The organism is Saccharospirillum alexandrii (genome assembly GCF_043641555.1).
Lineage (GTDB): Bacteria > Pseudomonadota > Gammaproteobacteria > Pseudomonadales > Natronospirillaceae > Saccharospirillum > Saccharospirillum alexandrii_A.
On sequence record NZ_JBHZRJ010000002.1, the window covers coordinates 287681 to 302397 of the forward strand.

At 55.8% G+C, this 14717-nt stretch carries 13 protein-coding genes; 4 read left to right on the top strand and 9 right to left on the bottom strand.

Going from position 1 to position 14717, the window contains the following annotated elements:
- Window positions 1-39: 39 nt before the first annotated feature.
- Window positions 40-570 (top strand): DUF2062 domain-containing protein, encoded by a 531-nt coding sequence (locus ACHUE7_RS07175; protein ID WP_394169376.1) that lies wholly within the window; start codon window positions 40-42, stop codon window positions 568-570.
- Window positions 571-577: 7 nt separating this feature from the next.
- Here the strand turns inward: ACHUE7_RS07175 and ACHUE7_RS07180 are convergent, their stop codons facing one another.
- Together ACHUE7_RS07180 and ACHUE7_RS07185 are read right to left on the bottom strand one after the other, a co-directional pair.
- Window positions 578-1264 carry an ABC transporter ATP-binding protein gene (locus ACHUE7_RS07180; protein WP_394169377.1) on the bottom strand — a complete coding sequence of 229 codons (687 nt, stop codon included), beginning with the start codon at window positions 1262-1264 and terminating at the stop codon, window positions 578-580.
- Window positions 1254-2498: a lipoprotein-releasing ABC transporter permease subunit gene (locus tag ACHUE7_RS07185; protein WP_127556228.1), complete on the bottom strand. Its 1245-nt coding sequence runs from the start codon at window positions 2496-2498 to the stop codon at window positions 1254-1256. The genes ACHUE7_RS07180 and ACHUE7_RS07185 overlap by 11 nt, the downstream gene beginning before the upstream one ends.
- 153 nt (window positions 2499-2651) lie before the next feature.
- On the opposite strand from ACHUE7_RS07185, the gene ACHUE7_RS07190 reads away from it, so the two are divergent.
- Window positions 2652-3188 carry a PilZ domain-containing protein gene (locus ACHUE7_RS07190; protein WP_394169378.1) on the top strand — a complete coding sequence of 179 codons (537 nt, stop codon included), beginning with the start codon at window positions 2652-2654 and terminating at the stop codon, window positions 3186-3188.
- A gap of 108 nt (window positions 3189-3296) precedes the next feature.
- The gene (locus ACHUE7_RS07195; protein ID WP_394169379.1) at window positions 3297-4358 is read left to right on the top strand and encodes an agmatine deiminase family protein; all 1062 of its coding nucleotides are present in this window, start codon (window positions 3297-3299) and stop codon (window positions 4356-4358) included.
- Between the two features lie 13 nt (window positions 4359-4371).
- Here the strand turns inward: ACHUE7_RS07195 and dinG are convergent, their stop codons facing one another.
- Complete coding sequence (dinG, locus tag ACHUE7_RS07200) at window positions 4372-6561, bottom strand: ATP-dependent DNA helicase DinG (RefSeq protein ID WP_394169380.1); 2190 nt, start codon at window positions 6559-6561, stop codon at window positions 4372-4374.
- Window positions 6562-6565: 4 nt separating this feature from the next.
- On the opposite strand from dinG, the gene kdsA reads away from it, so the two are divergent.
- Window positions 6566-7411, top strand: coding sequence for a 3-deoxy-8-phosphooctulonate synthase (gene kdsA, locus ACHUE7_RS07205; RefSeq protein ID WP_394169381.1), 846 nt, complete (start codon window positions 6566-6568; stop codon window positions 7409-7411).
- Window positions 7412-7434: 23 nt separating this feature from the next.
- On the opposite strand, the gene ACHUE7_RS07210 is transcribed toward kdsA, so the two are convergent.
- From ACHUE7_RS07210 to clpX, 6 genes are all read right to left on the bottom strand, one after another.
- A complete protein-coding gene (locus tag ACHUE7_RS07210) occupies window positions 7435-7998 on the bottom strand; it encodes a KdsC family phosphatase (protein WP_394169382.1) in 564 nt (187 codons plus the stop codon).
- Between the two features lie 14 nt (window positions 7999-8012).
- Entirely contained in the window at window positions 8013-8255 is a 243-nt protein-coding gene (locus ACHUE7_RS07215; RefSeq protein WP_394169383.1) for a helix-turn-helix transcriptional regulator, read from the bottom strand.
- A 101-nt stretch (window positions 8256-8356) separates the two neighbouring features.
- The gene (locus ACHUE7_RS07220) at window positions 8357-10216 is read right to left on the bottom strand and encodes a SurA N-terminal domain-containing protein (protein ID WP_394169384.1); all 1860 of its coding nucleotides are present in this window, start codon (window positions 10214-10216) and stop codon (window positions 8357-8359) included.
- 126 nt (window positions 10217-10342) lie between these two features.
- A complete protein-coding gene (hupB, locus tag ACHUE7_RS07225) occupies window positions 10343-10615 on the bottom strand; it encodes a nucleoid-associated protein HU-beta (protein ID WP_028669965.1) in 273 nt (90 codons plus the stop codon).
- A 192-nt stretch (window positions 10616-10807) separates the two neighbouring features.
- Window positions 10808-13231: an endopeptidase La gene (lon, locus tag ACHUE7_RS07230; protein WP_394169385.1), complete on the bottom strand. Its 2424-nt coding sequence runs from the start codon at window positions 13229-13231 to the stop codon at window positions 10808-10810.
- Window positions 13232-13391: 160 nt separating this feature from the next.
- Window positions 13392-14678, bottom strand: coding sequence for an ATP-dependent Clp protease ATP-binding subunit ClpX (gene clpX, locus ACHUE7_RS07235; protein WP_213677967.1), 1287 nt, complete (start codon window positions 14676-14678; stop codon window positions 13392-13394).
- Window positions 14679-14717: the final 39 nt, after the last annotated feature.

The window sequence follows — 14717 nt, forward strand, 5'->3', positions numbered from 1 at the left end:
ACAGGCATACTGTCCGTCTACCTCAAGTGTTAATCGTTTATGCCCCGGCGTACCCTGCAAAAATGGCTGCCCCACCCAGATCACATTCGACAGTTGCCCGCCCTGCACCGGTTCGGGCACTGGTTGCATGAACCCGGGATCTGGCACCTCAACCGGCGCAGTGTCGCCCGGGCCTTCGCTATTGGTCTGTTCGTGGCGCTGTTGCCGATACCCGGCCAAATGCCACTGGCCGCCCTGGCTGCGATATTCTTTACCGCGAATTTGCCGATTGCACTGGCGTTGGTGTGGCTGAGTAATCCGTTCACCATGCCAGTGATATTTTATGGCACCTACTGGCTGGGCGCACAGTTATCCGGCCGATCTGTGATCGCGTTCGAAACAATTCAGCAAAACGGTTGGGGGTCGACCCTGCTGTTGGACCTCTACTGGCCAACTTTTCTGGGCGGGGTTCTGTGCGGGCTGGTACTGGCGCCACTCGGGTATTTTCTGATCAGCGGTCTCTACCACTGGCGAATGCGCTTGAACCGCCGTCGCCGCAACCGGTTACGGCAACAGCGACGGGGTGAATGACGGGTCGTTAGGCGGTCAACAACTCCAGGCGGCCGCGTTTCAGTACGTACTGTTTCGGCATTTGCCGGGCCCAATCCTGATTGTGGGTCACCACAATAAAACTGGAATCCATATCCCGGTTCAATTCCATGATCAACTCATGAACCTGCTCTGAGGTCGTGTCATCCAGGTTACCCGTAGGTTCGTCCATTAACACCACAGGCGGGTGATTGATCAGGGCACGGGCGATCGCTACGCGCTGGCGTTCACCACCTGACAGTTCAGCCGGGCGATGCCGCGCCCTGTCTTTCAGGCCAACCCGTTCCAGTAATTGCAACGCCCTCGGTTCACTCTCCGACGCCTTCATGCCCCCTATCACCTGTGGCAACAGGATATTCTCCAGCGCGGTAAACTCGGGCAACAGATGATGAAACTGAAAAACGAAGCCCATGTGCTGGTTGCGCAGCAGGGCCCGTCGGCGATCGCTCAGACTGGACATGGCCTGGTCGGCCATGTACACCTCACCGACACTCGGAGAATCGAGCCCGGCCAGCAAATTAAGCAAGGTCGTCTTCCCGGAACCGCTACTGCCAACGATACTGACCAGCTCTCCGGGGTCGATGGTGAAGTTGATGTCGTGCAACACCTCGACCTGCTCGGGGCCCATTTTAAAAAAACGACCGACGGATTCGCACCGCAACACATCACGATTCATATCGCAGGGCCTCCGCCGGTGAGATTCGAGACGCCCGCCAGGCTGGGTACAGCGTTGCCAGTACGCTGATTACGAAAGTCGCCCCCGCAATCAACCGTACGTCAGACCACTTCAATTCAGACGGTATATAGCTGATAAAATAAACCTCGGCATTGAGGAACTGGATGTTCAGCACTTGCTCGAACCAGGCAATGATGTCGGCCACAGACCAGGCACCCACGACCCCCAGAATAACCCCCAGGGAGATACCGATCAGCCCGATGGCCGTGCCCTGAACAATGAATATTCCCATGATCTGACCGGTGCGCGCCCCCAGCGTTCTGAGAATGGCAATTTCACCCTGTTTGTCCGTCACCATCATGACCAGGCTCGACACAATGTTAAACACGGCAACGGCTACGATCATGAACAGCAATAAACCGACCATGCGTTTTTCCATCTGAATCGCCTGGAACAGATTGCCCTGGGTTCGGCTCCAGTCACTGACCAGATAGCGGCCAGCAAGCTCACGCCCGGCCTCGACTCCGATCCGCCGGGCATCGAACAGGTCGTCCACTTTCAAGTGAACGCCATCGACGGCATCGCCATAGCGCAGTATCCGTCCCAGATCCGTCATGTGAACCACCGCCAGGTTAGCGTCCAGCTCCGCGCCTACGGAAAAAGTACCGACCACTTCAAAGCGTTTAAACCGGGGAGTGACACCAGCCAGGTTGACCGTTACTTCAGGCACCATCATGGTAACCCGGTCGCCAACGCCGACGCCGAGTGTGCGCGCCATAATGTCACCCAGCACGATGCCAAAGCCGCCTTCGACCAGCGGGTCAAGCGAGCCGGATACCATGTGATTAGGGAGAATGGACACGTCTGCCAGGGTAGACGGATCAACGCCATTGATCAGTGCGCCCTTGGTTTGGGAGCGCCCTACCAGCATGCCCTGACTTTCTGTATAAGGGCTGGCACCCAGTACTTGCGGATGTTCTGTGACCGTGTTCACGACGGATTGCCAGTCGGTCATTTCACCCGGTTGCGACAGGGTCGCGTGGGGTACCATGCCGAGAATGCGATTGCGCAATTCACGATCGAAGCCATTCATCACCGACAGCACGATGATCAATACCATAACCCCCAGGGTCAGGCCGATCATCGAGACGCCGGAAATGAAGGAAATAAAGTGGTTTCTGCGGCGGGCACGCAAATAACGCAAACCGACCAAAAGCGGGATATGATTCAGCATGGCGGGCATTAAACCACCCTGCCCTGAGCGTGCCAAGATCATTTTGGGTACACTCGGGCTGCAGACAGGTGCTTTTCGTCTTCGTTACACTCATTAACACAATGAGCGGCGGGCAACCTGCCACAAAACACCGCCTTCTCAAAGGAGCGCATTATGGACACTGATCGCCGGGAATTTTTTCGCGTCGCCGATACCGCCTACGTTACCGCTACGGCCTTTGATCCGGAGCGACCCGCCATTGCTGATTACTTTCCTCAACTGCATCAGGTCGCGGTGCTGAAAGAATTTGAGAACGTGGATGCCCAGTTCAGTGAGTTTCTGGAACGCATCAAAGACCCGGCCACGCGCAAATTGATGGACTTGTTCAACACCAAACTGACACTGATGACCCGCTATCTGCACATTCAGACCACTCAGACTGAACACCTCCAGGCACAGCCGATCGACATCAGCGAAGGCGGCTGCCAGTGCTGGCTTGAGGGTGCCCACCCGGTCGGGGAGGACCTCGCCCTGGCGTTAATATTCTCCCCCAGTTATTTATCGCTGTTCTGCCATGCCCGGGTGGCGGAGGCCATTACCGACGGCTCCGGTACACGGGTGCACCTCGAGTTCCAGGCGTTGAGCGAAACTCAGCGCCAGTCATTAACCCGACACTTATTCAAAGTTCAGGCCCAGAGCCGCGGCTCATGAGAGCCGCTTGCTGTAACGGAACGTTATTGGTTGCGTTACAGGCAAGCAAAACCCGCCAACTGCCTGTATACTGCCTGCCCTTTTTATTTCAGGCGTGACGAATAATCTATGAGCCAACGCTACCTGCCCGCTGAATGGAATCCGCAGGATGCCATTCTCATCACCTGGCCCCATCCCGACAGTGACTGGGCTGACGCTCTGTCTGATGCAGAAGACGTCTATCTGGACCTGCTGAGTTCACTCAGCCACACTCAGGATGTCGTGATTCAGGTACATGCCAGCATTGATACAGACCGGCTCAAGGTCATGTTCGAACGCGACGGCATCAACCAGGCCCGGTGCCATCTGGTATTGGTTGACGGCGATGACACCTGGGCCCGCGACCACGGCCCCATTACCGTGCTCGAAAACGAACAGCCACTGCTGCTGGATTTCACCTTCAACGGCTGGGGCGGAAAATTCGATGCCCGTAACGACAACGCCCTGAACCAGTCCATGGCCGACAAGGGTCTCTTTGCGGCGCCCATGCAGCCTGTCGACTGGGTACTGGAAGGTGGCAGCATCGAATCGGACGGCCAGGGCACCCTGCTTAGCACCACGGCCTGCCTGATGAACCCGAATCGAAACGGTGACCAGCCGCGATCGGCGGTAGAGACGAAGCTGAAAACCTGGTTTGGGGTACAGCAGATACTCTGGCTGGAAAACGGCGCGCTCGCCGGAGACGACACCGACGCTCACATCGACACCCTGGCCCGCTTTGCGCCTGAAGATACTCTGGTGTTTCAGGGGTGCCAGGATGAAACCGATGCGCATTTTGAGGCACTCAGTGCCATGAAACACGAACTGGCGGCGTTCACCAATGCGGACGGCAAGCCGTACCGGCTCATTGAACTGCCCTGGCCCGATGCTCAATTCAATCAGGATGGCCAGCGTCTGCCAGCAACCTACGCCAACTTTCTGGTTGCCAATCAGCTCTTGCTGGTACCCACCTACGGCGTTCCTCAGGATGGTGCGGCACTGGAACGCCTGGCTGATGCCTTCCCCGGGCACCGGGTTGTGGGTTTGCCCTGCCGGGCATTGATCGAACAGTTCGGCAGCCTGCACTGCATTACCATGCAGCTGCCCAAAGGCACTTTGTCGCAATCGTTGCTCGATTCACAGGATCTGTGAGCCGCGCCACCCACTAACGCGGCGCGGGGGGCTCCACTTCCCAGCGATAATCCGGCAGTGACTGACGAACCAGGCTGCCGTATCGCTTGTCGATCAGGCGGCGGTCCATAAACCAGAGCGTGCCACTGTCAGATTCGTTGCGAATCAATCGGCCACAGGCCTGAACCAGCCGGATAATGGCAGTCGGCAAGCTGACCTGGGCAAAGGGGTTCGAACCCCGCTGTTCCAGCCACAAAGACAGGGTTGAAAGAATCGGATCATCGGGTGTCGCAAACGGCAGTTTGGCAATCATCAGGTGCGTCAGGTAGTTCCCCGGCAAGTCCACTCCTTCGGCCAGACTGGCCAGCCCGAACAACGTAGAGCCCTGCCCGCTTTCAAGCCGCTCCCGGTGATGATTGATCAGAGCGTTTTTGGGTAATGCATCCTGCAACGTCACGCGTTCCTGCCAGTCGGCGCTGAGCCCCCGATACACCTCATTCATTTGCTGACGCGACGAAAACAACACCAGATTCCCGGTCGACGTTGGCAGGTATTCCTGCACCGCTTCAATCATCGCTGTGGTGTGCGCCTCGCGCAGGCCACCATCGCAGGCAATCGCCGGTACGCGCGCTATCACCCGCGACTGGTAATCAAAGGGGCTCGACACTTGTAAATACCCGGTGTGGTCTGGCAAGCCGGCCTGGAGGGCGAAGCGATTAAAATCACCCGCGATGGTCAACGTAGCTGAGGTCACAATGGCCCCGAAACACCGGTTCCAGATATGCTGTCGCAGTATTGACTGGGCGGAGACCGGACTGGCGTTCAACACCAGATCCTGATAATCCGGCAAGTCGATGTTGTCGAACCAGCGCGCCGTCGGCGGTGCCTCTGCCTTGTCTTCCTGAAGCCAGGAAACCACCAGATCACGCGCCGGCTCGGCACGCCCCATCCATCGACCCAGCAGCGGCAGGGTTTGTTCCAGTCGCCCCTTCTCATCCACATCCTGAGAGGCAGACAGGCGTTTGCGAACCGACTCGTCCAGGCGTAACAAAGCCGTGCACAGTTGCTTCAGCGGCTGCTCCAGCGGGGCCAGTAACGCCTGCGTCTGGGCCAGCCAGTCCGGATCATGAACCGTCAGGGTCGACAGATGCCCGTCGAGCCGCTGACGAACCGGCGCCAGCGCCCCCCAGGCATCGGTCAGGCACAGGTGGGCATCACCGATGGCGGCTTCCACCTGATCCAGCAGCGTCTCTTCCGTGTCACCGTAGGCCAGCTCCAGCCTGACCTTGGGCAGTTGCTTGCGCCAACCCTCGATTTGATTCAGCGTCTGTTTGAACGGCAGCTGACTGGCAAAGTGGGAAAGCCCCTTGTCCGGCAGGTGATGCCCTTCATCGAACACATAGATGGTCTGGGCCGGTGCCGGCAGAATCACACCCCCTCCCAGTGCCAGATCAGCCATCACCAGATCATGATTGGCAATGATAACGTCGGCGTCTTCCAGTTCCTTGCGGGTTTCATAGAAGGGGCAGTTCTGAAAATGCGGACAACGCCGGTTCAGGCACTCCCGGTGCGTGGAGGTCACCGGACGCCAGAGCTCATCGTCGAGGCGGTCGGGCCACTGGTCCCGGTCACCACTCCACTGCCCTCGCCCAAACTGGTCCAGCATGTCGGTATAAACCTGTAAGGCGGCCTCATCCTCTGCCATCGTCTCCTCAAACAGTGACAAAGCAGTCACCGCGCCTTCCTGCATCTGAATGCTTTGCTCCAGGCGTTGCAAACAGAGGTAGCGCCCGCGGCCCTTGGCCAGAACGGCATTAAAGCTCAAACCGCTGGAAGCCAGGATGTCGGGAATGTCTTTTTGAACCACCTGCTCCTGCAGGGCCACAGTGGCCGTGGCGATAACCAGCCGTTTATCGAAATGCTGTGCGATCGGGATGGCGCTGAGTGCATAGCCAATGGTTTTACCGGTACCGGTACCTGCCTCAACCACCGCTATGGGTGCTGCGCCCTGGCGCTCGCCATCAGCCGACAGCTCAACCTCCGACAAGGTGCGGGCAATGTGCGCCAGCATGTGCTTCTGACCGCTGCGTGCTTTGAGGTCACGGGCGGTGAGGTACTCGCTGTAGGCGGTCTGAATGGTGTTTTTCAGTTCAGGGGAGAGCATGGGCAGGTTTAGCTTCTCGCGGTCAACGGCTACAATGGCAGCCCAATTCAATAGGGACACTGTTATGCAACAGCGTGCTGTATCTGTTCAAGATCTGGCCGTCGGTAACGACCAGCCGTTTACTCTGTTTGGTGGCATCAACGTCATTGAAAGTCGCGACCTGGCGATGACCATGGCCGAACACTATGTCAGGATCACTGAAGATCTGGGCATTCCCTACGTGTTCAAGGCCAGCTTCGACAAAGCCAATCGCAGTTCAATTGCAGGGTTTCGGGGCCCGGGCCTGGACGAAGGGTTGAAGATACTGCAGGAGATCAAACAAACTTTCAACGTGCCGGTGATCACCGACGTCCACGAACCCTACCAGTGCCAGCCGGCTGCCGACGTGGCCGATGTTATTCAACTGCCTGCGTTTCTGTCCCGCCAGACTGATTTGGTCGTGGCGATGGCCAAAACCGGTGCCGTCATCAACATCAAGAAAGCCCAGTTTCTGGCCCCTCACGAAATGGCTCACATTCTGCGCAAGTGCGTAGAAGCGGGCAACGATCAACTGATACTCTGTGAGCGCGGCACCTCGTTTGGGTACAACAACCTGGTGGTCGATATGCTCGGTTTTGGCATCATGAAACAAACCGGTTACCCGGTCATTTTTGACGTCACCCACGCTCTGCAGAAACCCGGTGGCCGCTCCGACTCAGCCGACGGTCGCCGATCGCAGGTAACGGACCTGGCCCGGGCTGGCATGTCACAGAAAATTGCGGGGCTGTTTCTGGAATCTCACCCCGACCCGGACCAGGCCAAGTGCGACGGTCCCAGTGCCCTGCCGCTGGAACAATTAAAGCCTTTTCTGGCGCAAATGAAAGCGCTGGATGACTTCATCAAAGCTCAGCCCGACCTGGTGACCGGCTAACTTACCGATACGGTAGTCGGCTTTCAGCGATCTGAAGGGTCGCGCCGACGTTCAAAATGAGCGTCGGCCGCCAGGGTGTAGGCCTGCTGATAAAGCCCCTGGGCATTAAGCACCAGGTCCGCCACACATCGTGCTACTCCCTGCCCGCCCTTAACGGTCAATACCACATTGGCCCTCTCCAACACGAGGCTGTAAGCGTCTGCCGGCGCCAGGCTGCATCCGCACCAGGCCATCACCTCCAGATCCACCAGATCATCCCCGACAAAGGCGATCTCATTGGGCGCCAATCCCAATTCCCCAGCCAGCGCCTGCAAGCGCTGCAGTTTATCGTGACACCCGACAAAGGCATGTTTAACGCCAAGGTCGTTCAAACGGGCACGAAGCGCGGGACTGTCTTTGGCCGATACGACAGCGACGTCAATGCCAACATCGGGAAGCACCTTTAACGCCACCCCATCCCGGACGTGAAAAACCTTTTGGGATTCGCCATCGGGGCCATAGTACAAACGCCCGTCGGTTAGCACGCCGTCAACATCGAAGGCGACCAGGCGAGTGTTCTTTAGCAAGGCGGTATGTTCTTCATTCATGGACAGGTCCCCGGTTACCCAAACAGATCAAAACTCGGACCGGTGCCCCGGGTGGTCGCCGGGGAATCATCGAGCCAGTATGCGGGCTTGGAAAAGGTTTGCTCTATTTGCCGGGCCAACTTGGGCGTCAGTGCTTTTTTCCCTGTGCACAGCCGCTCGGCCTGTACCGGTTCGATGCCCAGGCAATAGGCAAAGTCTTCGGCTGTAATCGCATTTTCATCGAGTAGCTGGGTCAGTTTCTGATGCTGTGAATTCATCTCAGGCTCCCGCCATTAAAAAAGGCCGCTCAGGCGGCCTTTGCAATACTCAGTATAGCCGACCCAATGCTTCTGGCGCAGGGGTCGGACGCATGACTCCGTTACTGGGACAAGGCGCCACTGATGCGCACGTCGGCAGAGGTACGCAGAGCATTGAAGAAACTCTGATAGTCAGCCTGGCCGGTACGCTGCGCCAGGTAGTCACCAACCGACTGGCGAACATCCTCACTAACCTCACCTTCTGTTACCGACAACACAGCAACCAGATAGACGGTTTCACCAGCGGTAAACCGTTCGACGGTCAGACCATCGGCGGCCGGACGCGGCAACTCAAAGCTGAACTGCACGAGGTTCGAGGGCAGTTCGCTGTTATCGCGATCGATCACGGTAGATGAAGCCCAGCGCTCATCCGCAACCACACCTTCCGATCTCACCTGTTCCAGGTCATCAGTCGCAGCCTGCTCAGCCAACTCGGTTGCCTGCTCATTGGTTACAATGTCAACAATCCGGTCTCGTACTGCGTCCAGCGGTTGCACTTGCTCCGGTTCGTAAGCCTCCAGTTGCATGACCGCCAGGCCACCGTTTTCCAGACGAACAACATCGCTGATCAGATCGTTGTCTACCACGGGTTCAGAAAAGGCTGCCGTTACGAATGACGCAGAAGCCGCAATACCAGAGGTGCTGTTACGGTTAATCCAGTCGGAGGTTTGAACCGCCGTATTGAACGTTTCGGCAACCTCGTCAATGCGGTCACTCTGAAAAGCAATATCAGCCATTTCTGTTTCAAGCAAACCAAACTCTTCACGCGCCTTGCGCTCGCGTACGGCTTGCTCCAGGGCGTCACGAACGCTTTCCAGCGGCTCAACATCGGCCTGCTCAAGCGTTTCCAGCCGGATCAGATGCACACCGAACTCGGTTTGTACCGGATCGCTCACATCACCGACTGTCTGCAGTTGCTGACCCGCCTCAAAGAATTCATCGACATAGAGGCCTTCACTCAACTCGCCCAGATATCCGCCGTCGAGCGAGCTGCCCGGGTCATCAGACAACTCTTCGGCCAGATCAGCAAAGGACTCACCAGCGTCCAGACGCGCCTGGGCGGCTTCAGCTGCTGCCATGGGGTCATCACCCTCGGCAAAGAGGATATGTGACACTTCGCGTAGCGTTTCAGCTTCGGTTTCTGCGACATAGCGATTGTATTCGGACTCTATGTCCGACTCGGTCACCACCATGTCCGGAATCAAATCACTCTGGTTAAGAACAACGTAGCGAACCTGAACCTGCTCCGGGTTCAAAAACTGGTCACTGTTGGCCTCGTAGTATGTCTGAATGTCCTGTTCGGTAACGTCGACCTGATCCAGAAAGTCTTCGGCGTTGTAACGGCGATAAGTCACTTCCCGGCGTTGGCTTTCCAGCGCAGCAGAACGTTCGACATCCCGCTCCAGTTCAAAGGCAGAACGAACCAGGCCCGCTTGCATTTGCTCCAGCCGTATCTGGCTGCTCAACTGGGTGCGAAACGTTGTAGGAGTAAAGCCGTTGATTGCGATATACCGACGAAAGGCTTCTTCATCAAAGCGGCCATTCGACTGAAACGCACCAATGGTCAGAATATTCTGATTAACTTCTTCTTCGCTGACGGCCAGATCCAGATTAACACTCGCCTGTCGCTGAATTTCTTCATTGACCAGGGCGTTGACGACTGACTGACGGATAAACGACGAGTTCAACAATTCCGGGGTCGCATTTTCACCCAGTTGCTGAATCAGTTGCTGTTGGCGTTCCTGGACCAGTCGCTGTACCTGCACATCGCTGATGCCCTCACCATTGACTTCAATCGGGTCGGAATTGTTTACAATGCCGACGATGGACTCGGCACCAAAAAAAGCAAAGGCAACAACGATAACGGCGACGATGACCTTCCCCGTCACTCCCTTGGCTGCATTACGGAAAAACTGGAGCATTTAGCTTCCCACCCCGTCTGGACACTACGGATATTCAGATAAAAAAAAAGCGCATCAGGGCTGACACGCTGTCGGTTTAAACCGGGTTCTGGTGAGAGCCTGAGGCTCCCACCCGAGACCCATCAATCAGTTTACGGCGTCTTTCAGCGCTTTACCGGCCTTGAAGCTCGGCACTTTGGCCGCTTTGATTTCGATCGGCTGGCCAGTTTGAGGGTTACGACCGGTACGGGCCGCACGCTCTTTAACGCCAAAGGTACCGAAACCTACCAGCACGACCTGATCACCGCTTTTCAGCGTGTCAGTTACAGAGTCAATCATTGCATCCAGTGCACGGCCAGCAGCCGCTTTTGGAATGTCAGCCGCAGCCGCTACAGCATCAATCAGTTCAGACTTGTTCACACTTTTCCCCTTTAACTTCGTTGTGATGCAGTTTTATGTCCCTGGCAATGCCTGGGGTGTTAAACCCGGGGCATTGCGCTTACTAAAGCACCCTGCACCTGTTTTGTTATTTGTTTGTGCTTTTCAGCCCGTGCATTCGATTCTTGTCGAACCCACTTTATACCAGCCTCAAAATTCCACTGTCAAGCGGTTCTAGTGAGTGCTGAGGCTAGATGATGTCTGGTTCTCAGAGCGAGTCTTGGCCATTTCCGCTTCCACCTGGGCATCGGTCAGTGGCGTAGGATTGCGCTCCAAGGCTACATTTAACACATCATCTATCCATTCAACAGGACGAATATCCAGTTCTTTCTTGATATTGTCCGGTATCTCCTTCAAATCCCTGACATTTTCCTTGGGAATGATAACGGTTTTTATACCCCCTCGGCGAGCCGCCAGCAGCTTTTCTTTCAAGCCGCCAATGGGCAACACCTGCCCGCGCAGGGTAATTTCTCCGGTCATGGCGACATCGGCCCGAACCGGAATGCGAGTCAGCACTGAGACCAAAGCAGTAGCCATGCCAATACCTGCGGACGGTCCGTCCTTGGGGGTAGCCCCTTCCGGAACGTGCACATGGATGTCACGGTTCTCAATAAAGTTGGGCATGATGCCCAGGCTTTGTGCCCGGCTGCGAACCACCGTCATTGCCGCCTGGATGGATTCTTTCATCACATCCCCCAGCGAGCCGGTCTGTACAGTTCGGCCCTTGCCAGGCACCGAGGTGGCCTCGAGGTTCAGTAACTCACCACCCACTGATGTCCAGGCAAGACCGGTGACCATACCGACCTGATTTTCCTTGTCGGCCAATCCGAATTTGTATTTGTGGACACCGGAAAACTCTTCCAGATTATCTTGGTCGATGGTTGTCGTTCTGGTTTCTTTTTCCAGCACGTTGGCCATCACAACTTTGCGCGCTACCTTGGCGATTTCCCGCTCAAGCCCACGAACACCCGCTTCCCGGCTGTAATAGCGAATCAGGTCGCTGATCGCACCGGTGGTCAGGTTGAGTTCGTTTGCCTTCAGTCCGTTGGCCTTCAGTTGCTTGGGCAATAGATATTTTTCGGCAATCGCCACTTTTTCATCTTCGGTGTAACCCGGAATGCGGATGATCTCCATCCGATCCAGCAACGGACCGGGAATGTTCATCGAGTTGGCGGTACAGATGAACATCACATCCGACAGGTCATAATCCACTTCGAGATAATGGTCATTGAAGGTGTGGTTCTGTTCCGGGTCGAGAATCTCCAGCAAGGCAGATGCCGGGTCACCCCGGTGATCCATCCCCATCTTGTCGATCTCGTCGAGCAGGAAAAGTGGGTTACGCACCCCAACCTTGCTCAGTTTCTGAACTACCTTGCCAGGCATCGAGCCAATGTAAGTACGGCGGTGGCCACGCATTTCCGATTCATCCCGTACCCCGCCGAGCGCCATACGGACAAATTTGCGGTTTGTTGCGCGCGCGATGGACTGACCCAGGGAGGTTTTACCTACCCCCGGCGGCCCTACCAAACACAATACCGGCCCTTTAACTTTCTTCACGCGCTGCTGCACAGCCAGGTATTCGAGGATGCGTTTCTTAACCTCATCCAGACCATAGTGGTCTTCTTCCAGAACTTCCTGGGCGCGCTTCAGATCATGTCGAACGCGTGACTTTTTGGACCAGGGTACGCTGATCATCCAGTCGAGGTAATTGCGCACGACCGAGGATTCCGCCGACATCGGCGACATCATTTTCAGCTTGTTCAATTCAGCTTTGGCTTTTTCAAGCGCCTCTTTAGGCATGCCAGCGCTGTCGATCTTACCGCTTAGCTCTTCAATTTCATTGGGGTTGCTTTCATCCAGGTCGCCCAGTTCTTTTTGAATCGCTTTCATTTGTTCGTTCAGGTAATACTCGCGCTGGGATTTCTCCATCTGCTTTTTTACCCGACCGCGAATGCGCTTTTCGACTTGTAGCAGGTCGATTTCGGTTTCCAGAACCGACAACAGATGTTCGATACGGTCGCGATCAGCCGACAGTTCCAGCACTTGCTGCTTCTCATCTATCTTCAGCGACAGATGGGCGGCAATGGTATCCGCCAGGCGACCCGGCTCCTCAATACTGTTCAACGAGGTAATCACCTCTGAGGGTACTTTTTTGCTCAGCTGTACGTATTTGTCGAACTGGGACATCAACAGCCGAACCAGAGACTCGCTCTCGCGCTCACTGAGCTGTCCGCCGGTCATTAGCGTCGCGTGCCCTTTTATGTACTCCTCGCCCTCTTCAAGCTCGTCAATTCTGACACGATCAACGCCTTCAACGAGTACCTTTACCGTGCCATCTGGCAGTCGCAACAATTGCAGCACCGTCGCCAGGGTACCTACATGATAGAGATCGCCCTGATCGGGCTCATCATCAGAGGCATTGCGTTGGGCGACCAGCAGTATTTTCTTGCCATCGTCCATGGCAGCCTGAAGAGCCGCTATGGATTTCTCGCGACCAACAAACAACGGAATGACCATGTGCGGGTAAACAACCACATCACGCAATGGAAGCAATGGTAATACGATGGGATCGCCTGCCGGGGAGTCAGAATGCTCCATGGGAACCTCGAAAACTGTTCAGATTTGAATTGATAATGGCGCCTGGGCCCGCCAAATCAAGAGCTTAGGGCAATAAAACTTTCACCTGCCCGGTTGCGACACGGAGGCGCCAACAGCGTAATCGCAGAATAAAAAACGGGCCCTAAAGCCCGTTTTCAGATCAGTCGTGCTGACCACCCGCTGTTTTCTTGCTGTCTTGTGTTTCATAGATCAGCAGGGGTTCGGATTCCCCCTTGATAACACTCTCTTCAATAACCACTTTCGATACCCCGGTTTCCGAGGGAATCTGATACATGGTGTCGAGCAGCACGTTCTCCAGAATGGAGCGCAGGCCCCGGGCACCGGTTTTACGTTCCATAGCCTTGTGAGCAACGGCCTTGAGCGCACTGATGCGAAAATCCAGCTCGACACCTTCCATATCAAACAACTTCTGGTACTGCTTCACCAGGGAGTTCTTGGGCTCGGTCAGAATCTGAATCAGGGCGTCTTCATCCAGTTCGGTCAGGGTGGCAACCACGGGCAAACGACCAATAAATTCCGGGATCAGGCCGTACTTGACCAGATCTTCCGGCTCGACATCGGCAATGGTTTCACCCAGGTTCCGGTTCTCGTCCTTGGTCTTCATGGTGGCACTGAAACCAATACCACCCTTTTCAGAGCGATTACGAATCACTTTTTCCAGGCCTGCGAAAGCACCACCACAGATAAACAGGATGTTGCCGGTATCGACCTGCAAAAACTCCTGTTGGGGGTGTTTGCGTCCGCCCTGCGGCGGTACTGACGCCACGGTACCCTCAATCAGTTTCAATAAGGCTTGCTGCACACCCTCGCCGGAGACATCCCGGGTAATAGAGGGGTTGTCGGATTTTCGGGAGATCTTGTCGATCTCATCGATGTAGACAATGCCGCGCTGGGCCTTGTCGACGTCGTAATCACACTTTTGCAGCAGTTTTTGAATGATGTTCTCGACATCCTCACCCACATAACCCGCTTCAGTCAGGGTGGTGGCATCGGCAATGGTGAACGGTACGTTCAACATGCGGGCCAGTGTTTCGGCCAGCAGTGTTTTACCGCTGCCTGTCGGGCCGATCAGAAGAATATTGGACTTGCTCAGCTCAACGTCATCGTTGTGCTCACCGTACTGCAGGCGTTTGTAATGATTGTAAACGGCGACCGACAGCACCATTTTGGCGCGCGACTGGCCAATGACGTATTCGTCCAGCGTTTCTCGGATTTCCGCGGGAGTCGGCAGTTTACTGCTTTCGTGCTTGGGACCATTGTCCTGCAGCTCTTCGCGAATGATGTCGTTACACAGATCGACACACTCATCGCAAATGAACACCGAAGGCCCGGCAATCAGCTTACGGACTTCATGCTGGCTCTTTCCGCAGAAAGAGCAATACAGCAGCTTACCGTCTTCGCCTTTTCCGGTTCTATCGTCGGCCATTCAACTACTCCATTGGTAACGGTTGCTCGATTAAAGATG

What these genes read in the sequence shown, in the direction of transcription:
- ACHUE7_RS07175 (WP_394169376.1), top strand. Translation starts at nt 40, where the DNA reads ATGCCCCGGCGTACCCTGCAAAAATGGCTGCCCCACCCAGATCACATT.
- ACHUE7_RS07180 (WP_394169377.1), bottom strand. Translation starts at nt 1,264, where the DNA reads ATGAATCGTGATGTGTTGCGGTGCGAATCCGTCGGTCGTTTTTTTAAA.
- ACHUE7_RS07185 (WP_127556228.1), bottom strand. Translation starts at nt 2,498, where the DNA reads ATGCTGAATCATATCCCGCTTTTGGTCGGTTTGCGTTATTTGCGTGCC.
- ACHUE7_RS07190 (WP_394169378.1), top strand. Translation starts at nt 2,652, where the DNA reads ATGGACACTGATCGCCGGGAATTTTTTCGCGTCGCCGATACCGCCTAC.
- ACHUE7_RS07195 (WP_394169379.1), top strand. Translation starts at nt 3,297, where the DNA reads ATGAGCCAACGCTACCTGCCCGCTGAATGGAATCCGCAGGATGCCATT.
- kdsA (WP_394169381.1), top strand. Translation starts at nt 6,566, where the DNA reads ATGCAACAGCGTGCTGTATCTGTTCAAGATCTGGCCGTCGGTAACGAC.
- ACHUE7_RS07210 (WP_394169382.1), bottom strand. Translation starts at nt 7,998, where the DNA reads ATGAATGAAGAACATACCGCCTTGCTAAAGAACACTCGCCTGGTCGCC.
- ACHUE7_RS07215 (WP_394169383.1), bottom strand. Translation starts at nt 8,255, where the DNA reads ATGAATTCACAGCATCAGAAACTGACCCAGCTACTCGATGAAAATGCG.
- ACHUE7_RS07220 (WP_394169384.1), bottom strand. Translation starts at nt 10,216, where the DNA reads ATGCTCCAGTTTTTCCGTAATGCAGCCAAGGGAGTGACGGGGAAGGTC.
- lon (WP_394169385.1), bottom strand. Translation starts at nt 13,231, where the DNA reads ATGGAGCATTCTGACTCCCCGGCAGGCGATCCCATCGTATTACCATTG.
- clpX (WP_213677967.1), bottom strand. Translation starts at nt 14,678, where the DNA reads ATGGCCGACGATAGAACCGGAAAAGGCGAAGACGGTAAGCTGCTGTAT.